Below are 23059 nucleotides of genomic sequence, written 5' to 3'. Positions count from 1 at the left end.
GAATGTCTAATATATTTGCCATTTTGTCTAATTTAAATTTGAATTTGTCTAATAAATAGTTGATATTGTCTACCTTAGTATAGCTGTTGTCTCATTTATAAGTAATGTGTCTCATAAAAACGCACGAATTCAATGCCTGCTCCTCTCCTGGGTCAGGCACTTCTTTATTAGGGAATAATTGGATTTGATGGACTAGGATGGAGCTATTACAATGAATGTGGAAAGTAAATAATATTAGAATCTACTAGGGGAGCCTGTGTAGCAGGCTGAGAAAAAAGCGAACAAACTTTTTGACCCTCAGGACCTGATCTGGATCATACCAGCGTAGGGAAGTAGTTTGTGAGTTTAAGCTACTATAACCAGGTCCTATGGGCGTGGTTTTTTGTGTTTTTATAGCCCCTCAAATAGGATGGAGGAGTAATGATGCAATTGAATGAACAGACGGTTCTGATTACCGGAGCAAGCAGGGGATTAGGGGCTGCAATTGCCGAAGCGTTTGCGAATGAGGGTGCAAATGTCATTATTAACTATTTTAAAAGTAAACAGAAAGCAGAAGCGCTCGTCGATCGTTTAGGAGATAAAGCAATCGCTGTACAGGCAGATATCAGGGATAAGAATCAGGTTGACGAAATGGTCGATCGTGCGGTAAGTCATTTTGGCACGCCATTATCCACCATTATCAATAATGCCCTGGTCGATTTCCGTTTTGATCCGAAGGCCCAGAAGAATGCAGCGGAGTTAGAATGGGACAACTTCCAGACTCAAATCGAAGGCACAGTAAAAGGATCGGTTGAACGCCGTGCAGGCCGGTCTGGCTTATATGAAGGAACTTGGGTTTGGACGAATCATCAACATCGGTACCAACCTGCTGCAAAACCCTGTAGTTGCTTATCATGAGTATACAACAGGGAAGGCCGCTTTATTGGGTTTCACACGAAATATGGCCAAGGAATTAGGGCAGTATGGGATAACCGTCAATATGGTTTCCGGGGGGTTATTGAAAGAAACAGATGCCAGCCGTGTGACGACAGAAGAAGTATTCGGAGTGGTTGAGCTGGTGACACCGCTCCAGAAAGCGACCAGCCCCCAGGAACTGGCGGATGCTGTATTGTTTTTTGCATCGCCTTGGGCCAGAGCGGTTACCGGTCAAAATCTTGTCGTAGATGGCGGGTTGGTAATGGATTAAGATCGATACTTCTCCAACATAATGAGTGCTTATCAATAATAGGGGGAGACAAAATCCCCGGATATTTAGTGTGGGCGGAGCGGCATGTACCAGGAGCCTGTTGATCCCATATTGGTTCTCATGATAGAAGAATAAAAGAGATAGACTCCTTCCAGCTAGATACCTAGTATGGAAGGAGTTTATGATTATAAGAAGAAAGTAACGTATTTATTTAAGAAGAAGGAAATTCAGGATTTTTGTGATTTGGACAGAATTATGACTGTGGCACATACAACACGACTAAAGCTATTAACCACCCTTATAGAAATGATAATAGCCCTGTGCTATCAAATGAAAGATGGAAGCGTAGTGGGTTCGAGGATTGTTAGCGTATTATTGAATGTGTTCAAGTTAACCGTAGCCCCTATTGGAATGGCAGCTTTATATGTCCCGTGTGCTGTAGCAAGATTAGTCATAAGCGGTTTATTTAATGGTACGATAAATTCGTTGATCAGGTCTTCGTACGTTTTCCCATAAGATTCCTGACATTCTGTACATTCTCCCATAACGATACCGATACAATCCCGGAACTTCCCAGCCATTCTTAAATGTTCTATATATCGGTAGATGGTGTTAATGGGTTCATGTGTATCTTCGATGAGCAGTATTTTTCCCCGTGTATCTATTTCAAAAGGAGTACCAAGCGTACCAAGTAATGACGTGAGATTTCCTCCGACAATCGGACCGGTGACATTCCCGGCATTTTTGCTGTTTAACGGCATGTCTGGAGGGTTTAATATTTGCCTCATTGGTGCAGTATTGGTAACAGCAGTAAAAAATTGATTGAAATTATACTCGGGAGTGCTTGCATTAAAATCCACGAGCAAAAGGCTCTGGAATGTGGTCATGCTGGTAAATTGGTACAACGTATTTAATAGTACCGTAATGTCACTGTACCCGCTTAGGATTTTAGGGTTTCGCTGTATAAGCGGGTAGTCAAGATAGGGGAGAATTCCTGCAACTCCAACCCCTCCCCGTGACGGCAAGATCATCTTTACCTGAGGATTGGTAAACATACTCATTAGATCTGCCGCACGATCCTGAGCTGTTCCTGCTATAAAGCCATTTCGGGCGTAAACGCTTTGGCCAAGAATTGTTTTAAACCCCATATCTTCTAACATTGCTATTCCAGTCTCGACTTCATCCCTTTCTGGCGGGCTTCCCAATGTAACAATACCGATTGTATCCCCACGCTGTAATGCATAAGGCAATATGGGCATAGAAAAAACTCCTCTCCGGAATCATATAGCTATTAATATTTTATGATTTAAACTTACTAAAAATTAACGGGACTTTATCTTAATGGAAGATAGGAAGGGATCGGAGAGGCCGAACTACGGTTGCTGGGGAGTTTCGTCAGTGTGCAAATAAGCAGGTGAATGATTTTTAAAATTTTCATGCTTCCTTAAAAGAGCTTAACTCGAATACCTGAACAATTTAAAGAGCACCTGTCCTCCGGTTGTTAGCGGGGGGCAGGTGCTTATTTGCTAAAGCTGTGAGGGACCAGCGGCGAGACGGGTACTTACTTGTTTGGCTGGTCGATTGACAAAGTAGATTCCTGCTAAAATGAGGCTTCCTCCTATCAATGTAGAAAAGTGAAGTTGTTCATTTAATAGCAGCCAGCCGAAGATGACGCCGAATAATGGCGCCAGGAATAAAAAGGCGCTCACTTTGCCGGGGTCTTCCCGTTTCAATAAATAGAACCAAATCGCAAATTGGACGATCGAGGCCATGATAGCCAGCCATATCAGAATGAAGATCGATAGGGGAGTCACGACAAATGTAGACTGTTCCATTAAGGCGCTGCCCGCTAACAGGATGATCCCGCCAAACAGCATCTGGTAAGCGGTCAAAACCCAGGTATCAAACGCCTGGCCCCACTTTTTCATCAGCAGCGTAGCGATGGCCCAGGATACCGCACTCATCATACCTAACAGGGTGCCAGGCTGCTGAATATCCAGTGAAGCTCCAAGTGTGATAAACACCCCAAGGAAGCCGACAGCGACACCGCCCCATTGCATTAATCGGTATTTCATCCCCATAAAAATAGTTCCAAACAACACGACCAGCAAGGGATTCGTAAATGTTAAAATGGAAGATTCTCCAGCGGTAATCGTCCGGAGACTTAAGAAAATGGCTCCCATTACGGCGGCTGTTTGAAAAAAGCCGACCACCACCATTTGGACCCACTCTTTGGCACGTTTCGGATGCTGTCTTTTAAGCAGATAGACGCTAACTGCCATGATGAAACCGGCGATAGAAAAACGCAAGCCGACCAAAAGCAGGGGAGAGACATAATTCAATCCGATTTTTCCGACTGCAAAAGAGGAGCCCATTAGACTTGTGGTAGTTACCAGCAAAATAGTAAACCAGATACGATTCACGTACTCACCTTCATTCCGTTCTTGAATAGTTATAATTTTCTAATTATAACACACCTTGCATAAAAGTAAGGCTGTGTATTTTATCTTTTACGTCTTCGTTTGTTTTTCAAATTCTTAAAGGACGTTTACTGACCATAATTGGAAGGATGACTGCAGTGGACGGTCATTATAAGTGATTTAAAGATTGTAAGCTAGCAGTAATACGTGGTTAACGGTTGTTATAGCCACTGTAATAACCGTTACAGGGAAAAAGTCTCCAGGAGGTGGTCTTTATACAAAAAAATGCCTGACCACCAATGCGTTACATTGGGAGTCAGGCACTTGTCTCTTAAACCATTACTTTTTAGGAAGGGGAGCATCCGGGGAGATGAAGCCTTTATCTACTAATGTTTCCCAGAATTCGTTCGGGATGTCCCGCTGGATCATTTCGATGTCTTCCTTGATCCGGTCCGGCCGTGTGGATCCTGGAATGATAGCTCTTACGGCAGGATGAGAAGTGGAAAACTGCAGTGCTGCTGCTTTTAATGGAACATCGTAATGTTGTCCGATTTCTTTCAGTTGATTCACATGGTCAATAATTTCCTGTGGTGCTTTTTCATAATTATAATGTTCACCGCCTAGGAGAACGCCGGAATTATAAGGACTGCCGACAACAATATCGATATTCTTTTCTTCCGCTTTTTTCATCATTCGCTGCAAGGCCCGTTCATGCTGCAGGAGCGTGTACTGGGTTGCAGACAGGCACATATCCGGCTGGGTTTCTTCAAGGTCCATGGCAAGTTCGATCGGTTCGATTGTATTGACGCCAAGCCCCCAGGAGCGGATGACTCCTTCTTCACGGAGCTGAGTCAAGACCCGAAAGGCGCCATTTTTAGCTTCAGCGAACTTGTCGATCCACTGATCGCCGTGAAAATCTGGGGAGACATCATGAACAAATACGAAGTCCAATCGGTCCGTCTTTAACCGCTCGAGGCTTTGCTCGATCGAACGCTTCGTGGCATCTTCGGTGTAATCGGTGATCACTTTATTATCGCGGGCATCTTCGAACAACCCTTCTTTTTCCTCTGTTTCATCGGTGACATAGCGGCCCACTTTGGTGCTTAACAGATAGTCGTCACGATCGTAATTGGATAACACTTCTCCAAGTCGCAACTCCGCGAGGCCTGCTCCATAGAAGGGAGCGGTATCGAAGTAGCGGACACCTTGATCCCATGCGTTCTGGATCGTTTCCCGGGCTTCTTCTTCCGGTACGTCCCGGAACATATTTCCTAACGGAGCTGTCCCCAGCCCTACCTTATGTTGTAATGCTTGATCGATTGATTTCATGGTTGTTCCTCCTTTTGTTTCCGTGCTATAGGTATATATCCAGCTGAATGGAAAATGAAACAAAAGGCAGGACTGCCATGGGGGCAGCATTTTTTTAATGTGAACACATTTAATAGATAGATTGATAAGCTCTAATCTCATGATTAAAGCGCAAAGTATCACTTGTAAGGGGAGCACGCTGATAAAACCGGACTATATAAGCATATCTTTGTGTTCAGTTATTAGAAAATTACAAATAATCAGTTGATATGCTTCCCAAACCTTGCTAAAATGAAAAACACTATATAAGACTTGTTAAAAAACTGTCTATTCTAATCTGACTCTATTGGTTCAAAGTAGAGCAGCCCGTTAGAAAGAAACCAGTTTTATGCCTGGAGATACGTATGTCCAATACGGCTTGGTGGCATAGGACTGGTTTTTTTATAAGCGAAATGGAGGTCAGGAACTTTGGAACAGCTCATTGAACTTGATAAAAAACACTTTTTGCACCCATCGACATCGATCCAGCAGCAACAGGAGCAGGGATCGAAATTGTTGGTGGAAAGCGGAGAAGGCATTTATCTGAAAGATAACCATGGAAAAGAGTACATCGATGCGATGTCATCGCTGTGGAATGTCCATATCGGTCATGGGAGAACGGAACTGGCGGAGGCAGCGGCTGAACAGATGAAAAAGCTGGCATTCAGTTCGGCGTTCTCGACGTTCACCCATGAGCCTGGCATCCGTCTGGCGGAAAAGATTGCAAAACTTTCCCCAGGCAATTTAAATACAGTGTTTTTTACCTCCGGTGGGTCGGAGTCCAATGATACGGCGATCAAACTGATCCGTCATTACTGGAAAATCCAGGGACAGCCGGAGAGGAGGAAAATCATTGCTTTGAAACGCGGCTACCATGGGGTGGCGGCTGCCTCGACCAGTGCGACGGGAATTCCTGAGTTCTGGGAGATGGCGGGACATATGATGACGGACTTCATACATGCCAACACATCCTATCAAAGTACGACCGAAGCGGCTATCCAATCATTAAGAGAAAAATTCGAAGCGGAAGGCCCGGAAACGATCGCTGCCTTCATGGCGGAACCGATCCAGGGAGCCGGGGGCGTATTGATTCCGCCGAAGAATTATTTTCAGGAAGTCAGGAAACTGTGCGATGAATACGGAATACCGTTTATTGCTGATGAAGTCATTACTGGCTTTGGAAGGACAGGGACGATGTTCGGTCTTGAAAACTGGGGAGTGGTACCGGACATGATGACCTTCGCAAAAGGGGTGACCAGCGGTTACATGCCTTTAGGAGGCGTCGTCATCTCGGAACCGATCCACGAGGTGCTCAAACAGAAATCGAAGGGCACATTATTTCATGGCTTTACTTACAGTGGACATCCAACTGCCGCTGCCGTTGGTTTGAAAAATATCGAATTGATAGAAAGGGAGGGACTGGTAGAAAACGCTAAGAAAATCGGCGCAAAAATGCTGGCAGGCTTTCAACAGATAAAGGAAGAGTTAGAGATTGTAGGAGAAGTAAGAGCCATGGGTTTGCTTGGTGCCATCGAACTGGTGAAAGACCCGGGTACGAACGAAAACTTCTCCAAGGAATTGAATGTGGCTCCAAAAGTGATTGCGGAACTGCACGAACGAGGGGTGGTTTGCCGGGGCGTGACGTATGAAAACAGCGATATCATCTGTTTTGCACCACCATTAATTATTTCGGAAGCACAGCTTGATGACGTTTTGGAAAAAGTAAAGGAATCTATCTTTTCAGTACAACAGCAATTAAAGCGGATGGCTGGTAGAGGAGGGGGTATAAAATGAGTGGCGCAGATTTAATTTTTGTAAACGGCAAGGTGCTGACGATGGATGATGCTGCCCCTACAGCAAACGCTGTCGTAGTGAAAAATGGGGAAGTCCTCTATGCAGGTGAAAAGGAGACAGCACTCTCCTGGATATACGACGGAACTGAGGTGGTGGACCTGGGAGGAAAAACAATGATGCCCAGTTTCATAGAAAGCCATATCCACCCGTCCATTTTCGGGCTAACGCTCCTGGAAGTAGATTGCAAGCCAGCGGCCATTCCGTCTATTGCCGCTATCAAAGAAAAAATTAAACAGGAAGTGGAGGCCACGCCGGAGGATGAATGGATTCTCGGCTGGGGGTGGGATGACAGTAAGATGGCAGAAAAACGCAATCCTACCCGCTGGGATCTTGATGAAGTCGCACCGGACCATCCGGTTGTACTGAAACGGGCCTGTGCCCATATGGCAGTTGCCAATTCCAAAGCACTGGAATTAAGCGGGATAACAGAGGATACGCCGAACCCGCAAGGCGGGAATATCGAGCGGGACGAGCATGGCAGGCTGACGGGACTGCTTCAGGAGAAAGCCCAAGGGCTGCTCACAACACCGAACTACACCCAGGAAGATATGGTAAAAGGAATGAAGCGGGCGCAGGAAAAGTTTGCATCCTGGGGGATTACCACTGTCCACTGCATGTCGACCCAGACAGCCGACCTCCAGCTCTATCAATACCTGGCGGAACAGGGTGAACTCTCCGTCAGGGTCAGGCCGTGGATGTGGGCGATCGACCAGAATGGCTTTGACGGCTCGTTAGAAGAAGTATTGAAAGTTGGTTTGCGAAGTGGTTTTGGCAATGACAAGGTGAAAATCCAGGGATTGAAGTTCATGCTTGATGGCAGCGTCGGCGGTAAGACGGCCGCTGTGTCGGAACCATATGTGGATACAGAAGAAACCGGGATACTTTATAACACCGTAGAAGAAATCGCTCCATTGATGAAGCGGGGAATCGAGTCCGGGCTGCGAATTGCAATCCATGCGATCGGCGATCGTGCTATCGACGTTGCGATCAGGTCTTATGAACAAATCAATAAAACTGTGCCGCTCCAGCACATGCGCAATCGTATTGAGCACTGCGTCTTTCCCACAAGTACACAGCTCCGGCAGATGAAGAAATTAGGGCTGGTGGCAGGTTCCTCCATCGGGTTTTTACACCATATCGGTGATAATTATATGAAAAAGCTAGGGAAGGAGCGAATGAAGACAGCATTTCCCCATCGATCTTTTAAGGAAGCGGGGATTAAGGCTCCTGGGAATTCAGATTTACCTGTCACCGATGGAAACCCATGGCCGGGGATCTACACGTTAATAACAAGAAAAACCGCAAGCGGACAAGTTATCGGAGCAGAAGAAAAACTAAGTGTGTGGGATGCATTGAAAGCTTATACGACGGACGCTGCTTACAGTTCCTGTGAAGAAGAGATATTGGGAGTGATTAAACCAGGCGCCAAAGCGGATCTGATGGTTTTATCGCACAATCCGCTGGAAGTGGAAGCAGAACAATTACTAGAGATAGAAGCCGTCAGCACTTATACGGATGGCAAGCTCATTTACAGCACGAACCAAACAAGGAAGGGTGAGTCTATTGTTCAGTAGTCAGCAAGAGACGATATTGATTGCAATTATTGCCGTTTATTTTGTGTTTTTATTTGGATTATCCTTATTTGTGAATCGAAATGTCAAAACCTACGACGATTACAATGTAGCCGGCCGGTCCACGAAGCTGATGCCGCTCGTATTGACATTCGTCGGTACGGCGATTGGCGGTTCCATTTTACTTGGTTATATGACGAATGGTTACCTGTTCGGTATGGGACAACAGTGGCTGGCGATCGGCTTCACACTGACTTCCATCGTTATTGCTGCGTTTTTATTGAAGCGCATTCGTCTGCTAGGTGAAAGATATAACATGGTCACATTAGGCGATTTTACCGCCTTGCGTTATGGAGAAGGGGCCAGAATCCCGACCGTTATCAGTATTATTTGTGCCTATGCGGCAATAACCGGGATGCAGTTTGTCGCTATTGCTACGATCCTGCAGCTGACCACTGGTCTCAGCATGACTGCTGGTATTATCATAAGCTGGGTACTGTTAACGTTGAAGACATATTTCGGCGGGCTCAAATCGGTTATGCTCCAGGACGCCATCCATGGAACGATTCAGACGGTCGGGATATTTTTCCTCCTGATTGTCATCATGTTCATGATCGGAGACTGGGGAAGCCTTGCCGATGAAGCGCGCAGTGCGGAAGGCGGAAACATGCTGAGTATCTTCAACATCAGTGCCTCCGAATTTTTCGTTTATATGCTGACAATTGGAGCTTACCAGTTTGTCAGACAGGACCTCTGGCAACGATTTTGGGCAGCGAAAGACGAAAAGACAGCCAAAACTGGATTCTGGGCTGCGATCGTACTCGGTTTCCTGACTGCGGCCATTACCATTGTTATTGGTTTTCTTGGGAAGTTCGGTCTCAACATGACCGAGATCGACCCTTCGCTGATCTATTATGAAATCATCGGGCAGGTATTGCCATTTCCACTCGTGATCGTGATGCTGATTGCACTACTGGCTACCGTCATTTCCTGTGCGGACTCGTTTTTCCTTGCCGCATCCTCATCAATCGTCAATGATATTGTCAAACCACGACTGAAAAACGTCCATCAGAAACAGATGCTGACGTTAAGCCGAATGTCCGTCGTCGTTGTATCGATCATCTCGCTGTTACTGGCACTTTATATCCCGCAGCTCGTTACACTGTGGATCACCGGTACCGCCATGCTTGTCTCCGGACTGCTTGCTCCTGTGCTGTTCGGGCTGTTCTGGCGCCGAGTCACGAAAGCTGCCGGACTTTCTGCGATGTGGGCGGGGCTTGTCGTAGCTCTCATCTGGCAGATCGCCGGCCATCCATTTGGTCTCCACCCCGTTTTCCTCGGGCTGCCGGTTTCGATCGTAACACTCATGACAGTGACGTTGCTTTCTGCTCAGGAAAAAGAGCATGCCATGTATGAGGAATTGAAGAAATCAGGCTGATGCTTAACAGAAAAGCCGCAGTTCGTTGTGTAGTACACAGCGCCTGCGGCATTTTAATGGCTTATTGAAAGCTTTGTGAAGGTTAGGAGAAAAGAGAAGCTAAACGTTCTACGGATTCCCTTATTTTGTCTTCCTTCATGTTAGCAAATCCGATAATCAGTTTTTTCTTATCCGTTTCAGGCATTTTGGTATCCTGGAGAAAGAAACGGCGAATCGTATATAATTCTATTTTTCTTTCTTTTGCCAGCTCTTCAATGTCTTTATAGGAGAGAGCGGTGTCCAGTTCAACTAGAAAATGGAGACCTGCAGGGATGTCTTGTATCGTTATCTTATCTTCAAAAACCAGCTGCAACTCTCGAATGAGCTTCGCTCGTTTCGCTTTGTAGCGCGCATTCATTCGTTTGATGTGCCTGCTGTATTCTCCTTTGTCGATAAAATATTTCAGCGTCCACAGGTTGAGACCGGATGGGCCATCAATCCAATGACTGAATGCATTGCGGTAGCGTTTTAACAAATCAGGAGGAAGAACCATATAGCTGATGCGCAGGCTCGGCAGCAGTGTTTTGGAAAATGTTCCTGTATAAATGACCTGTCGGTTTCGGTCTAAACTCTGAAGCGAAGGGATGTGGTCCGTCTCGTACTTGAATTCACTATCATAATCATCTTCAACGATGTAGCGGTCCGGCGACTCAGCAGCCCAATTTAAAAGTTTTATTCTCCGATTAATGGGCATAATCGTGCCTGTCGGAAACTGGTGGGACGGGGTAACAAAAACCCACTTAGGATCCCTTTCCCTGATAGCCTCAACAGAAATTCCCTGGTCATCGAGGTCGATTGGCTCTACTGTAAAATCCATATCTTTTAGTAGCTGATAGAAACGCTGGTAGCCTGGATTTTCAACTGCGATGGTAGTCGAACGCGGCTGCAGGGACATTAGTTTGTGAATCAGAGGCTGGGTTCCTGAGCCTATGATAATCTGTTCCGGTCTGCATCGGACACCGCGGCTCAGGGCGATCATGGTAGCAATCGATTCTCGGAGTTCATAAGGACCTTGGGGATGGGGCAGCAGGGAAAGCTGTTTTTTGTGATGATTGATTACATGCTGTTGGTACCTTCTCCATTTCTTGAATGGAAAATGCTCCGCATCGGTTGCAATATGTGAAAAAGTAACCTCCGGCCGGAAACTTTCTTGCTTGCCGTTTTCTTTCAGCTCATCGGGGAATGGATCGTTCTCCCAGTCCTTTTTAATATAGCGAGTAATATCTTCCACCATATAACCTTTTCGTTCCACACTGTATATATAACCTTCTGCAAGTAATTGTTCATAGGCGTGAGCAACAGAATTAACACTGACACCGAGATCCTGAGCTAGTTTCCGTTTTGAGGGAAGCTTTCGTTCGGTTAGGGCTTCCTCGAGAATCAGGTCCTTCAGGTGTGTATAAATCTGTTTGTAGATAGCGGGGTATGCATCCCCCTTTTTAATCTGGAAAAACAAGCGTCTCCCCTCCTTCTTTGTTTCTGGTACCATTAAATTTAAAAAACTGGTCCTTTTAATTATACCAGATAATTGTCATAATAATCTACAAATTACAGGGAGGGTTACACATGACGGATCAAACGCTAACAAGAGATGATTTACAAAAGAAAAGAAAGAAATATATACCTAAAGGATTAGGAAACGGAAATACCAATATAGCTGACTATGCCAAGGGTGCAACAGTGATTGATAACGAAGGTGGCAAATGGATTGATTTTGCAGGAGCGATTGGGACGCTGAATGTCGGGCACACACATCCCAAAGTAACGGAAGCTGTGAAAAAACAGGCCGACCGCTATCTTCATCCCGGATTCAACGTCATTATGTATGACAGCTACATCAACCTGGCTGAAAAGCTATGTACCATTACACCTGGTTCTTTCGATAAGATGGCAATTCTGTTCAACTCGGGAGCAGAAGCCGTTGAGAATGCAGTGAAAATCGCTAGAAAATATACCAATCGTCAGGCAGTTGTTTCATTTGAAAGGGCTTTCCACGGACGTACGAACCTGACAATGGGAATGACCAGTAAGGTGAAGCCATATAAATTCAACTTCGGACCATACTCCCCGGAAGTGTATCAGGCTCCATTCCCGTATATGTCAAATAAACCAGAGCAAATGACCGATGAGGAGTATATCGATTTCAGTATCAATCGCTTCAAAGAATTCTTCGTAACATCGGTTGCCCCGGAAACGGCAGCTTGTGTAGTTATGGAGCCGGTACAAGGAGAGGGAGGCTTTATCATACCTCCGAAACGCTTTGTGCAGGAAGTGCAGCAATTCTGCAGCGAGCACGGCATTGTGTTTGTCGCTGACGAAATTCAGACAGGCTTTTCCCGTACGGGTAAACTGTTTGCGAGTGAACATTTTGATATCGAACCAGACCTTATGACGCTATCGAAATCACTTGCTGCCGGTCTTCCGCTTAGTGCCGTCGTCGGTAAGGCGGAGATTATGGATGCTTCATCTCCGGGAGAGCTTGGCGGAACCTACGCCGGAAACCCGCTTGCCTGTGAAGCAGCACTAGCGGTTATTGATATTATTGAGGAAGAAAACCTGAATGATAAAGCGGAGCAGATCGGTGCTGTACTGGAAGAGAAACTGGTGGAATTGAAAGACCGTCATCGTTTCCTCGGTGATATTCGCCGGCTGGGTGCGATGGTCGCTGTAGAAATCAATGATGCAGAAGGAAATCCTGATAAAACAAGAACCGCGGCAATTACATCCTATGCGAATAATAACGGGTTACTGTTACTCTCCGCTGGTGTAAAAGGTAACGTCGTCCGTTTTCTTTCCCCGCTGGTTATCACGGATGAAGAGCTGAAAGAAGGAATAGAGATTCTGGATAGAGCATTTGACGCAGCTGCAGACTGATAAAGAAAGGAAGAGGACTTATGAGTAATACAATTAAAGTAAACAACCCCGCTACCGGGGAAGTAGTTAGAGAAGTGGCAGTCACACCTGCTGCCGATATAAAAAAAGCGATAAAAGCAGGAGACGATGCCTTTAAGTCATGGTCCAGGATAAATGCCCATCAAAGGTCCGCGCTTCTAAAAGAGTGGTCATCCAAAATCAAAGAAGAGACAGAAAGTTTAGCAGAAGTGATGACATTGGAAAGCGGGAAGCCGTTGAAAGAATCGCGAGGAGAAGTAGCCTATGCAGCGAGCTACATTGACTGGTATGCGGAGGAAGCAAAGCGTCTGTATGGCCGGACCGTTCCCGCTCATACAGAAACGAAGCGGATCATCGTTACGAAAGAACCGGTCGGACTCGTTGCGGCGATCACGCCTTGGAACTTCCCGGCAGCAATGATGACGAGAAAAGCCGCTCCAGCTTTGGCTGCCGGCTGCACGTTCATTGTAAAACCTGCCGAAGAGACGCCGCTTACTACGATGAGGCTCGTAGAACTGGCACATGAGGCAGGCATTCCGGACGATGCTGTTCAGTATGTAAATGGATACGGGAAAGATGTCGGACCGATTTTCACGGATAGCAAATTGGTTCGCAAAATTACTTTCACAGGTTCTACACCAGTCGGTAAATTGCTGATGAAAAACAGTGCCGCTACGATGAAGCATGTATCCATGGAGCTCGGAGGGCATGCGCCGCTCATCGTCGCAAAAGATGCCGATATTGATTTCGCTGTCGAGCAGGCACTTGCGTCAAAATTCCGAAACGCAGGGCAGACATGCATCTGTGCGAACCGTGTCCTGGTTCATGAAGATATTGCCAACGAATTTTCCGAGCAGCTGACCTCTCGTGTCAAACAGCTGAAGGTCGGAAACGGACTCGAGGAAAATACAGATGTTGGTCCGGTGATCAATGGGGAAGGATATGAAAAGATTAATCGACAGATTGAAGACGCTGTGGCTAAAGGTGCAAGAGTACTCTATGGACATCAATACGATAAAGATGACGACAAAGGCTATTATTTTGTACATCCGACCGTCCTTGAAAATGTCGGTGCAGAAATGGACATCATGCAGGAAGAGACGTTCGGTCCGGTGCTTCCATTGACAACGTTCCGTGAAAATGAAGAAGCGGTGGAAATTGCCAACAGCACCCCATTTGGTCTGGCTGCCTACTTCTTCACTAATGATTACCGAACCGGTATCTACTTCCAGGAACATCTGAAATTTGGAATTCTCGGCTGGAATGACGGCGCACCGTCTGCAGCTCATGCCCCATTTGGTGGTGTGAAGGAAAGCGGCATCGGACGTGAAGGTGGTCCTGAAGGAATTGAGCCATACGTAGAAACAAAATACCTGTCCATCGGGGGCATTCAATAGGCTTTATTGTTAAATGGAGGTGTAATGATGAATGTCGAAGTACTGATATTATTTTTAAACGCGACGCTTGTGACCGTCGTTTCTTCGATTGTAGTGATAGCAATTCTGCGGAAGCAGTACCTCCCTGTCATCAGGGAGTTGGAAAAGAAAGAGGAACAGGAAGTTAACGCAGAAGATGAAAATAAACACATCAAGAGTAATATTTAGGGGGGATGACATATGGCGTTAACTATATTTGCGCTCGTTTTATTACTTTACGTTCTTGCCGGGGCTTTCATAGCCCGTTATGTTAAAAATAGTGACGATTTCTATACAATGGGAGGAAGGGGATCGACATTACTGATTGTTGGTACCCTTGCAGCCACTTATCTTAGTGCCGCGACTTTATTAGGGATTGCCGGTGTGTCCTATGCAGAGGGACCTCTGGTTATCGCGACACTTGGTTCATTTGGTGCCTGGATCGGAACACTGCTTGCAGTTGTGTATGTTGGAAGAAAAATGAAAGCGTTAAATTGTAAGACGATGCCGGACTTCTTTGATAAACGGTTCAATAACAAATGGGTCAGCATTATTGCTATTGTTATAATGATTGTCGGATTAGTCGGATATGGGGTTATCCAGTTCATTGGAGCAGGACTGGTACTCGCTGAAATCACCGGGATTAACTTCAAATTGCTTATCGTGCTGTTTACGGTCGCTTTAATTGCGTTCACTGCTTTTGGTGGAATGTACGGTGTCGTAGTGACCGATACGTTAATGTTTTTCACGATGCTTGCTATTTCTGTTGTCATCGCTCCAATGATTATTGGACAGGCAGGTTTTGAACAAATGAAAGGCCTTTCCGAGACACTGCCTAACTACTGGACGATTGGCGGTACGGAAGATCGCTCAATCGGATGGTCGATTTCTCAGTTCCTTGTATGGATCCTTTTCTTTACTTGTATGCCTGCCCTTGTATCCCGTGTGTTTCCTGCCAAAAACGACTTCGTTATATTGAAAACTGCCATTATCGGTGTATTTTTTGCACCATTCATGCAGCTGACGGTTTTCATTGCTGCAGGTGGAATGCAAGTGCTGAAACCAAACATTACTCCAGCGGATAATGCTATGATTGTTGGGTTTATGGAATTCACCACCCCTGCAATTGCCGGAGTAGGCCTCGCTGCATTAATGGCTTCTATCATGTCCACGGCTTCAACCCTTTTCGTTCTCGTAGGTTTCGCGTTATCCCGAGACTTGTATGAAAGATTATTTGAAAAAGAGCTCAATGAAAAACAGAGCCTGACTGCCGCCAGAATTGGGCAGGTAATCGTAGCGGTTGTCATCTGCGCCATCGCCATCGCGCAGCCGTCCGCTATCTACTGGATTTCCATTTATGCCGGTTCCATCTTTGCTGTCGGCTGGCTGCCAACAATAGTAGCATCGTTCGAATGGAAGAAAATGAATAGTAAAGCAGCTTCCACCAGCATGGTTGCCGGGGTGGCTTCGTTCATCCTATTCGGTGAGCTCATTAAAGCGGGAATCATGACACTTCCGACTGGCGTCGATGAACTGATGCTCGCCCTTCTCGTCTCGATTGCTACGCTAATTATTGCAGCTCTCGTAACCAAACCAACCACATACGAACTGAATTACTTCACGGAGATGAAGAGTACGGGTATGGCGAAAATAACGATTCAGGAATTCATGAAACAGCCGGACGGGCTTCAAAAGATTAAAAAACAGTATAAACAGATTATTACGGTTTCTGTATTGTTCACATTTATATCCGTGGTAGTCTGGGGTTATTTCTTCATTAAACTCGGCTTGTAGAAAAGAAGGAGGGAGTAGGGGAGATGAAAACGTTGAATCATATCAACGAAGAAAGGCTATTTCGTAATTTATCGAAAAGCTCGGAAATCGGTGCTATTCCCGGGAAAGGGCTAAGGCGTTTGGCTCTTTCCGATGAGGATAAAAAAATGAGAGATGTATTCAAAGCCTGGTGTGAAAAGGCTGGCCTGAGTGTACGGGTGGACGACTTTGGAAACATGTATGCCAGAAGGAAAGGAAAGAAAGTTCTTCCTCCAGTAGTACTTGGTTCTCACCTGGACACGCAGCCGGCAGGAGGCAGGTTCGATGGTGTGCTCGGTGTGCTGCTGGCGCTTGAAGTGGTCAACACATTGAATGATCATAACATCGAAACAGACAGGCCTGTGGAAATCGTCAATTTCACGAACGAAGAAGGAGCGAGGTTCGAACCTCCTATGCTTGGGTCTGGTGGTATAGCCGGTGTATTTGATCAGGAGTATGTCTATAGCAGAAAAGATCGTGACGGACACAGCTTTCAGGAGGAACTGCAAAGAATCGGCTACAAAGGCGAAAAAGAAAACAGGCTCGGTGATTTTCACTCTTATGTGGAACTCCATATCGAACAGGGCCCTGTTCTTGAGGATGAGAACAAGCAGATCGGAATTGTGGAAGGTGTTCAGGGCATCAGCTGGATGGAAGTGACGGTTACAGGGGAAGCGGACCACGCAGGTCCTACCCCAATGCATTTACGAAAAGATGCGCTGATGGCTGCCGCGGAAATCATGCACCATCTGGAAAAGAAGGTCGCGAATACAGAGGTGACGGTAACCGTCGGCAAAATTTCGGCGTCACCTGACACCGTCAATTGCGTTCCTGGTGAGGTTTATTTCACCGTGGATATCCGCAGCACCGATGATTCTCTGAGGGAGGAAGCGGTAGAAGAAGCAAAGACTCTTATTCGGGAAGTTTGCCAGGATAGACAAGTGGACGTCGATACGACGGAACTATGGGAAACGGAAAAAATCGATTTTGACAAAGGAATTCTCGATGCCATTGAAGAAAGTGTTGAAGACTTAGGCTATTCCTCAAGAAAAATCGTCAGCGGAGCCGGCCATGATGCCAAGTATATTAACAATATTGGTCCGACTGCGATGATTTTTCTCCCAAGTGTCAACGGTAAGAGTCACGTACCATCGGAACTGACGCTGGATGAAGATATCATAAGCGGTGCCAACGTGCTCTATCAAACCACGCTGGCATTGGCTGAAGAATAGACCAGAATATCGGAATAAGGTGGGCATTAGTGATGGGAACAAACAGAGATCTGGTAAGAAAGAAAATAGATGAATTGTGGGAAGAAGAAAAGCTGTTTTTGAAAACGCTCGGAAGTTTTCCAAGTACGTTAGGAAATGAAAAAGAAGTACAGGAATTTATCTATCATTACTTGCAGGATATGGGGCTGGAGACTGAGTCGGTGGCAGTCGATCCAGAACGGTTGAAAGATTATGAAAACTTTGGGGAACCCGACTGGTCATACGAAGACCGTCCGGTAGTTGTAGGTGAATGGAAAAACACCGGACAGAAAAAAGGGAAAAGCCTGATTCTGCAAAGCCATATGGACGTAGTAAGTGCCGGCCCTGAAGACCAGTGGGATACGAATCCATATGCACCTGTCATCAAAGACGGCAAGATGTATGGCAGAGGCCTGCTGGATATGAAAGGCGGCTTTGCAGCCATCGTTTTCGCAGTCAAAGCCTTGCGTAACCTCGGCGTGGAGCTGGGTGCAGACCTGCAGATCCAAAGTGTCATCGAAGAGGAATGTACTGGAAACGGGGCGCTGGCTTTATTGGATCACGGTTATACCGCCGATGGAGCCATGATCCCGGAACCGACCAATTTGCGTCTCCTCCATTCACAAGTGGGTGTCATGTGGCTCCAGGTGAAAGTAAAGGGAGCGGGCGCTCACGTCGAACGTGCAGAAAGTGCACAGAATGCAATCATGAAAGCGCACAAACTGATGGATGCGTTGATGGATTATCGGGAGCATATCAACAGCCAGCCGAAACACCGTGATTTTGACCATCACCCGCATCCGCTCAATGTCAATGTCGGTAAAGTAGAAGGCGGAGACTGGGCTTCCAGTGTGCCGACAGAATGTACTTTTGACGCGAGAGTCGGCTTTTACCCGGGAACCGATCCAAAAACTGTTCAAAAAGAAGTTAAACAGTGGTTACTGGATGCAGCAAAGGAAGATGACTGGCTGAAAGAAGTGGCACCGGAAGTTACATTTTTCGGTTTCTCTGCGCCGGGCTACACGATTTCCAATGAAGAAGCCATCATGCAAGAGATGAGCAACTCCCATAATGCTGTCACCGGAACCCAGGCGGAGAACCTGGCTTTCACGGCAACGACGGACCTAAGAGCATACGGAGAGTTTAACATCCCGGCTACCTGTTATGGGCCGAGTGGTGCTAATATGCACGCGCCAAACGAATACATTGAGCTGGAAAGTTTAAAGACGGTGACGAATGTAATCGCTGATTTCATTCTGCGGTGGTGTGAAGAAAAGTAACCCCAATTGAGTGGGACTCAGAGGAGGAAACATGCATGAAGCCTTTTAATGTGGCCATTCCAACACCTTTTTTGAACGATGAACAGTTGAATGTGGAAGGGTTCCGCTCAATTATTACCTATTTGAAAGAGAATGGGGTGGACTCTATAGTCATATCTGGTACAACCGGTGAGCAGCATTCCCTGAGTATTGAAGAAAGAATACAAATCATCGATTATTTAAATGAGCAGAATTTTGCAGGTGTGGAGCTTATTTTTGGAGTGGCTGCCACAAGGTTGAAAGACGCACAAAGACTTGTAGCGAAACTGGAAGGATCTATTTTCGATGGAATACTGCTAGGATTTCCTCCATATATAAAACCGACACAAGCTCAGGCTGTTTATTATGTAGAAGAACTGTTAAGCCTGACTACCAAGGATGTGATCCTTTATAATAATCCTGCGAGAACCGGTTTTGACTTGAGCACGGATTCGTTCCGGGAGCTTCTTAGTAGGCACTCGAATATAGTTGGGTTGAAAGATGGCGGCGATAAAAGACGTCATGATGATATAGAATTTCCTGATAATTTTATTTTGTATGCAGCAGGAGACATGCAGGCAGACCAGCAGATAAAGGATGGCTGCAATGGGCTTTCCAGTATGGTCGGAAATATTTATCCACTGGAAATGAAAAGCATGCTGCATGACCTGTGTAATAAAGAGACCAGGTATGAAGAATACAAGAGGTTGATTGATGAAGCCACAGAGCAGCCGCTCATTGAATCTATTAAAAATCACTATAATTCACTTGGAATAGATGCAGGCATCTGCCGTTCACCATTATAATTTTATTCCTGAAAAGTGTCTGCTCCCCAATTCTTCATGGGGGTCAGGCACTTTTAAATTAGCAGGAATGGCGATTTGGGTTTGTCTCATATAAGCAGTAATTGTCTAACAACGGCGCGGGAATGTCTAATTTATTTTTGAATTTGTCTATTTAAACTTCGAAATTGTCTAATATGTTGTGGAATGTGTCTCAGTTAGTATCCGTATTTTCTAATATATCAATGTATTGTCTCATAAAAGCTCTGTTTTTTTAAATCTGAACATATGGGCGGGTGAATCATTTTTGGGGTGGAGGCACCCGAAGCGGGCTGAAGCTGAATAGGATGAGGATGTATATCAAGGAGGCGAATGACATGTATTATTACTATCCTTATCAGCCAATGACTTACCCGGGACACCGACAGCAAAATGGCGGCCAGGGTCCCATGGTGTGCTTTCCTCAAGATAGTGCGCCACAAATAGAAGGTGGAATGGAAGGTACATTTACCCCATCCGATGGGGAAGAGCTTTCGGTTGTCTGTTATCCAGTACCAGTCCAGGGAGCACCAGGCGGACCAGGCCAGGGCAACGGGCAAGGTAACGGGAACGGGGGACAGGAAGAAATTCCTTACGGTGAGATACTGGAACAACTTCCACAACCAGGCCAGGGCAATGGCAATGGAAACGGTCAAGGCGGCATGATGCCCCAGCTACCATTTCCGGGGCAGGGCGGTAATGGCCAAGGCGGAATGCCTGGATTTCCAGCTCCCGGGCAGGGGAACGGTCAGGGAATGCCTGGCGGCGGGATGATGCCTGGTTTGCCTGGACCAGGTCAAGGTGGCATGCCTGGCGGTGGCACGATGCCAGGCCAGCAAGGTAATCGGTTTGGACGAAACTCAGGAATGAGCGGTTCCTATTATTACCCCAATAACTCTTATTACTGGTAAAATAGTTCCTTTTCCTGGTCCCCAATAGATTGCTATTTATCGTCTTAGGGATCAGGCGTTTTTTTATTTATTGTACGATTCCATCCCTCATGCGAAAATAAAAGTAGCAATGTTCTAGAGGAGGGGATGTTAGTATGAAACGAGCAGGTATTATAGGTGGGTTAGGTCCCGAGTCCACTGTAGATTATTACAAGCTTTTCATTGATAAGTACCAGCAGCGTGTCAACAGCAGGCAGAAGCTCCCGGAGCTCTACATTAACAGCATCAACATGTATAATATTTTTCAATTTATTTCAGAAAATGAAATCGATAAGCTGATCGAATATGTAGGGAACGCTGCCCAGCAGCTGGAGTCAATAGGTGCTGATTTTATCGTCATTGCTGCCAACACCCCGCATATCGTCTTTGATGAAGTCCGTAAGCAGGTGAATGTTCCAATGATCAGTATTGTTGAGGCTACGTACGAGCGGACAAAGGAAATGGGCATCGAAAACGCAGGCCTGCTAGGGACAAAGTTTACGATGGAGCACAATTTTTTCAAAGATCAATTTTGGAAACATAACGAGAAAATTACGGTCCCATCGGAAGAGCAGCAGGCGTATTTGCATGAAAAAATTGTGGAAGAATTAGAAAATGGCATCGTGAAAGAGGATACGAAGAAAGACTTTATTCAGGTGGTCAATCAGATGATAGAGGAGTCAGGGATAGATGGTCTAATTCTTGGATGCACAGAACTTCCGATGATTTTAAAGGAAGGCGATGTATCTATTCCGCTTATCAATACGATGAAAATCCATGTGGATAAGATGATAGAGCAGGTTTTCCGTGAGGGATAATTTGAGCCTGGCCCCTAGGAGCTAATCTTTAGGGGCCAGGCTTTTTTATTAGTTTTTTAAAAAAGCAAATATATGATTAATAAACTGTTCTGTCTTTTCAATTTGCGTCCAGTGACCGCATTCATTGAACAAATGCAATTCAGCATGAGGTAATAGCTGAATTAATTTGTAACTGGTATCCTCAAATTTAATGACCTGGTCATTTAACCCGTGGAACAATAAGGTTTCCGTGGTGATTTTTTTTAGTTCATCATCCGGCAGCGCAAGTTCATCCAATCTTTCCTGGCGGGAATCGAAAAACATCGCTTGGAATGCTTCTTTCGTTTCTGGTTCTATACTGGCTTCATAACGTAACTGAACCAGTTCTTCATTATTGGCTGCATCCTGGTTATAGGAGAATAATTGAATCAGTTCACGCATCGATTCCATGCTAGGTTCGTATCCCCAGACACGATCCAAACCGTAGGATAATTTATGCTGCACTCCGACCGTCCCCATCAAAATTAATTTTTTTACTAAATCAGGTCTTCTGTGAGCAACATGGAGGGACAAGGCCCCGCCAAAAGAATTTCCAACTAAATACACGGCTTCATCGGAGACCGATTCTATAAAATCAATCAGATGGTTTACCCACAGATCCAGTGTATATTCATCTTTTGGCAGTTTATCTGTTTCACCAAAACCCACGATGTCTGGGGCAAACACATGCAGGGACTCACTTAAATGTGGAATAACGAGGCGCCAGTTGGCAAAAGCGGATACTCCTGGTCCGGAACCGTGGATCAGAATCATTTTTTCTTTGCCGGAACCTTCTTCATGATAGTGAGTATTGATGCCATTGACTTCCATATAATTCGAATTCATTTGCAAGTGAAACACTCCTTTAAGGCAAGTTATTAGAAAGCAAGAAAGAGGTACTTGAAAGTCCTCTTTCTTGATAGATTATTTGAAAAGTAGGTTTTAAGAATTTTTCACAGGGGTCTTTCTTTTTACTGGCGTTCCATATTCGAAAAACTCTTGAGGTAGATTAGAGCCGTGCCAAATAATCGCCTTCTCTAAATCTTTCCCTTTCCATTCCACGGTCTTCCAGTCCGGATCGAAAATCTGGTAGCCAGGGTCACCGAATAATTCAACACGATTGCCGCCAGGTTCGACCACGTATAAAAAGCAGGCTTGCGTGACACCGTGTTTCCCTGGACCAGCTTCAATTTCGTAACCACGCTCGATCAGTAAATCGGCAACATCTGATAAATGCTGGGGAAATCCATACCAGTAGCAAATGTGGTGGAGGCGTCCTTCTTCGCCTAATGCATCCCCCATAATAGCGATATCGTGAACCAGGTTACTAACGCTTAACCAGGCAGCAATATCCGAGTCATCGTCCGCTAGAATACGCTCGCGAACTTTAAATCCGAGTGCTTCCTCGTAAAAGGCTACGTTTTTATTCGTTTCTTTTGCCAGTAGATTAATATGGTCCAGCCGACGTACTGGAACACCATAATTCGGACGTCGTTGTGGACGGTTTAACAACGGTGTTTTCTCTTCCTCAGGGGCCTCGTAATAGTCAACCTCCCAGAAAATTTCTTCCTTATGGCCATCAGGGGAGTGAAATTGATAGGCAGGACCATGACCGATATCGCCATCGATCCAGCCAATCCCGTAGCCCATTTTCTCAATAGCAGCGACACGGCGCTCCAGGGCCTGAGGGGAGGTAGCCCGTAAGGCAAGGTGACCTAATCCAGCTTCCTCATTTTCGGTAATGATCAGTGTATTATGATAGTGATCCTCATACGCCCGCATATACACGGACTTTCCTTCCCGGTGGGCGACACTCATTCCCATAATGTCGGTGAAAAATGCTACGGATTCCTCTACTTTCGGGCTGTAAATTTCTACGTGTGCGAGGTGTGCAACATCAAGAATCGGTTCTTTTGTCATTTGAATTTCCTCCTTTAATATTGGTTATTTA

18 protein-coding genes, 1 pseudogene and 1 riboswitch are annotated in these 23059 nt (G+C 45.7%); of the genes and pseudogenes, 13 read left to right on the top strand and 6 right to left on the bottom strand.

All coding sequences use genetic code 11. The features are described from left to right. Nucleotides 1-236: 236 nt before the first annotated feature. A riboswitch (TPP riboswitch) is annotated at nt 237-348 on the top strand. A 75-nt stretch (nt 349-423) separates the two neighbouring features. Continuing rightward, nucleotides 424-1186: pseudogene (locus ACGTNI_RS01985) on the top strand (3-oxoacyl-ACP reductase). Nucleotides 1187-1512: 326 nt separating this feature from the next. On the opposite strand, the gene ACGTNI_RS01980 reads toward ACGTNI_RS01985, so the two are convergent. From ACGTNI_RS01980 to ACGTNI_RS01970, 3 genes are all read right to left on the bottom strand, one after another. Beyond that, nucleotides 1513-2445, bottom strand: a complete 933-nt coding sequence (locus ACGTNI_RS01980; RefSeq protein WP_394459637.1) for a S66 peptidase family protein — start codon at nt 2443-2445, stop codon at nt 1513-1515. 267 nt (nt 2446-2712) lie between these two features. Next, the gene (locus ACGTNI_RS01975; protein ID WP_394459635.1) at nt 2713-3609 is read right to left on the bottom strand and encodes a DMT family transporter; all 897 of its coding nucleotides are present in this window, start codon (nt 3607-3609) and stop codon (nt 2713-2715) included. A gap of 336 nt (nt 3610-3945) precedes the next feature. Further along, a complete protein-coding gene (locus ACGTNI_RS01970; protein WP_394459633.1) occupies nt 3946-4935 on the bottom strand; it encodes an aldo/keto reductase in 990 nt (329 codons plus the stop codon). Between the two features lie 447 nt (nt 4936-5382). On the opposite strand from ACGTNI_RS01970, the gene ACGTNI_RS01965 reads away from it, so the two are divergent. The 3 genes from ACGTNI_RS01965 to ACGTNI_RS01955 are packed head-to-tail and all read left to right on the top strand — an operon-like array spanning nt 5383 to nt 9816. After that, nucleotides 5383-6747, top strand: coding sequence for an aminotransferase family protein (locus ACGTNI_RS01965; protein WP_394459631.1), 1365 nt, complete (start codon nt 5383-5385; stop codon nt 6745-6747). Beyond that, complete coding sequence (locus tag ACGTNI_RS01960) at nt 6744-8381, top strand: amidohydrolase (RefSeq protein ID WP_394459629.1); 1638 nt, start codon at nt 6744-6746, stop codon at nt 8379-8381. The genes ACGTNI_RS01965 and ACGTNI_RS01960 overlap by 4 nt, the downstream gene beginning before the upstream one ends. Continuing rightward, the gene (locus ACGTNI_RS01955; protein ID WP_394459627.1) at nt 8371-9816 is read left to right on the top strand and encodes a sodium:solute symporter family protein; all 1446 of its coding nucleotides are present in this window, start codon (nt 8371-8373) and stop codon (nt 9814-9816) included. The genes ACGTNI_RS01960 and ACGTNI_RS01955 overlap by 11 nt, the downstream gene beginning before the upstream one ends. An 82-nt stretch (nt 9817-9898) precedes the next feature. Here the strand turns inward: ACGTNI_RS01955 and gabR are convergent, their stop codons facing one another. Further along, complete coding sequence (gene gabR / locus ACGTNI_RS01950) at nt 9899-11311, bottom strand: MocR-like transcriptional regulator GabR (RefSeq protein ID WP_394459625.1); 1413 nt, start codon at nt 11309-11311, stop codon at nt 9899-9901. A 110-nt stretch (nt 11312-11421) separates the two neighbouring features. On the opposite strand from gabR, the gene gabT reads away from it, so the two are divergent. The 9 genes from gabT to ACGTNI_RS01905 all read left to right on the top strand — a co-directional run bounded on the left by gabT (nt 11422) and on the right by ACGTNI_RS01905 (nt 21090). Beyond that, the gene (gene gabT, locus ACGTNI_RS01945; protein WP_085507074.1) at nt 11422-12729 is read left to right on the top strand and encodes a 4-aminobutyrate--2-oxoglutarate transaminase; all 1308 of its coding nucleotides are present in this window, start codon (nt 11422-11424) and stop codon (nt 12727-12729) included. A 20-nt stretch (nt 12730-12749) separates the two neighbouring features. After that, entirely contained in the window at nt 12750-14144 is a 1395-nt protein-coding gene (locus ACGTNI_RS01940; RefSeq protein WP_394459623.1) for an NAD-dependent succinate-semialdehyde dehydrogenase, read from the top strand. Between the two features lie 27 nt (nt 14145-14171). After that, nucleotides 14172-14351: a hypothetical protein gene (locus ACGTNI_RS01935; protein WP_394459621.1), complete on the top strand. Its 180-nt coding sequence runs from the start codon at nt 14172-14174 to the stop codon at nt 14349-14351. A gap of 12 nt (nt 14352-14363) precedes the next feature. Then, nucleotides 14364-15956 (top strand): sodium:solute symporter family protein, encoded by a 1593-nt coding sequence (locus tag ACGTNI_RS01930; RefSeq protein ID WP_394459619.1) that lies wholly within the window; start codon nt 14364-14366, stop codon nt 15954-15956. Between the two features lie 23 nt (nt 15957-15979). Continuing rightward, nucleotides 15980-17206 carry a Zn-dependent hydrolase gene (locus ACGTNI_RS01925; protein ID WP_394459617.1) on the top strand — a complete coding sequence of 409 codons (1227 nt, stop codon included), beginning with the start codon at nt 15980-15982 and terminating at the stop codon, nt 17204-17206. A 32-nt stretch (nt 17207-17238) separates the two neighbouring features. Then, nucleotides 17239-18504, top strand: coding sequence for a M20 family metallopeptidase (locus ACGTNI_RS01920; protein ID WP_394459615.1), 1266 nt, complete (start codon nt 17239-17241; stop codon nt 18502-18504). A gap of 35 nt (nt 18505-18539) precedes the next feature. Beyond that, nucleotides 18540-19328 carry a dihydrodipicolinate synthase family protein gene (locus tag ACGTNI_RS01915; protein WP_394459613.1) on the top strand — a complete coding sequence of 263 codons (789 nt, stop codon included), beginning with the start codon at nt 18540-18542 and terminating at the stop codon, nt 19326-19328. A gap of 353 nt (nt 19329-19681) precedes the next feature. After that, a complete protein-coding gene (locus tag ACGTNI_RS01910; RefSeq protein ID WP_394459611.1) occupies nt 19682-20254 on the top strand; it encodes a hypothetical protein in 573 nt (190 codons plus the stop codon). A 134-nt stretch (nt 20255-20388) separates the two neighbouring features. Then, nucleotides 20389-21090, top strand: coding sequence for an aspartate/glutamate racemase family protein (locus ACGTNI_RS01905; RefSeq protein ID WP_394459609.1), 702 nt, complete (start codon nt 20389-20391; stop codon nt 21088-21090). Between the two features lie 48 nt (nt 21091-21138). Here the strand turns inward: ACGTNI_RS01905 and ACGTNI_RS01900 are convergent, their stop codons facing one another. Beyond that, complete coding sequence (locus ACGTNI_RS01900; protein WP_394459607.1) at nt 21139-21960, bottom strand: alpha/beta fold hydrolase; 822 nt, start codon at nt 21958-21960, stop codon at nt 21139-21141. 90 nt (nt 21961-22050) lie between these two features. Beyond that, nucleotides 22051-23028 carry a catechol 2,3-dioxygenase gene (locus ACGTNI_RS01895; protein WP_394459604.1) on the bottom strand — a complete coding sequence of 326 codons (978 nt, stop codon included), beginning with the start codon at nt 23026-23028 and terminating at the stop codon, nt 22051-22053. Nucleotides 23029-23059 lie beyond the last annotated feature (31 nt).

It is taken from the genome of Thalassobacillus sp. B23F22_16 (genome assembly GCF_043496955.1).
Lineage (GTDB): Bacteria > Bacillota > Bacilli > Bacillales > Halobacillaceae > Thalassobacillus > Thalassobacillus devorans_A.
The sequence above is the reverse complement of the archived record's forward strand: the minus strand, read 5'-3'. Positions and strand labels throughout refer to the sequence as shown.

Coding starts and splice junctions, on each gene's coding strand:
- ACGTNI_RS01960 (WP_394459629.1), top strand. CDS start 6,744: ATGAGTGGCGCAGATTTAATTTTTGTAAACGGCAAGGTGCTGACGATG.
- ACGTNI_RS01935 (WP_394459621.1), top strand. CDS start 14,172: ATGAATGTCGAAGTACTGATATTATTTTTAAACGCGACGCTTGTGACC.
- ACGTNI_RS01940 (WP_394459623.1), top strand. CDS start 12,750: ATGAGTAATACAATTAAAGTAAACAACCCCGCTACCGGGGAAGTAGTT.
- ACGTNI_RS01905 (WP_394459609.1), top strand. CDS start 20,389: ATGAAACGAGCAGGTATTATAGGTGGGTTAGGTCCCGAGTCCACTGTA.
- ACGTNI_RS01910 (WP_394459611.1), top strand. CDS start 19,682: ATGTATTATTACTATCCTTATCAGCCAATGACTTACCCGGGACACCGA.
- ACGTNI_RS01980 (WP_394459637.1), bottom strand. CDS start 2,445: ATGCCCATATTGCCTTATGCATTACAGCGTGGGGATACAATCGGTATT.
- gabT (WP_085507074.1), top strand. CDS start 11,422: ATGACGGATCAAACGCTAACAAGAGATGATTTACAAAAGAAAAGAAAG.
- ACGTNI_RS01925 (WP_394459617.1), top strand. CDS start 15,980: ATGAAAACGTTGAATCATATCAACGAAGAAAGGCTATTTCGTAATTTA.
- ACGTNI_RS01895 (WP_394459604.1), bottom strand. CDS start 23,028: ATGACAAAAGAACCGATTCTTGATGTTGCACACCTCGCACACGTAGAA.
- ACGTNI_RS01930 (WP_394459619.1), top strand. CDS start 14,364: ATGGCGTTAACTATATTTGCGCTCGTTTTATTACTTTACGTTCTTGCC.
- ACGTNI_RS01915 (WP_394459613.1), top strand. CDS start 18,540: ATGAAGCCTTTTAATGTGGCCATTCCAACACCTTTTTTGAACGATGAA.
- ACGTNI_RS01920 (WP_394459615.1), top strand. CDS start 17,239: ATGGGAACAAACAGAGATCTGGTAAGAAAGAAAATAGATGAATTGTGG.
- ACGTNI_RS01970 (WP_394459633.1), bottom strand. CDS start 4,935: ATGAAATCAATCGATCAAGCATTACAACATAAGGTAGGGCTGGGGACA.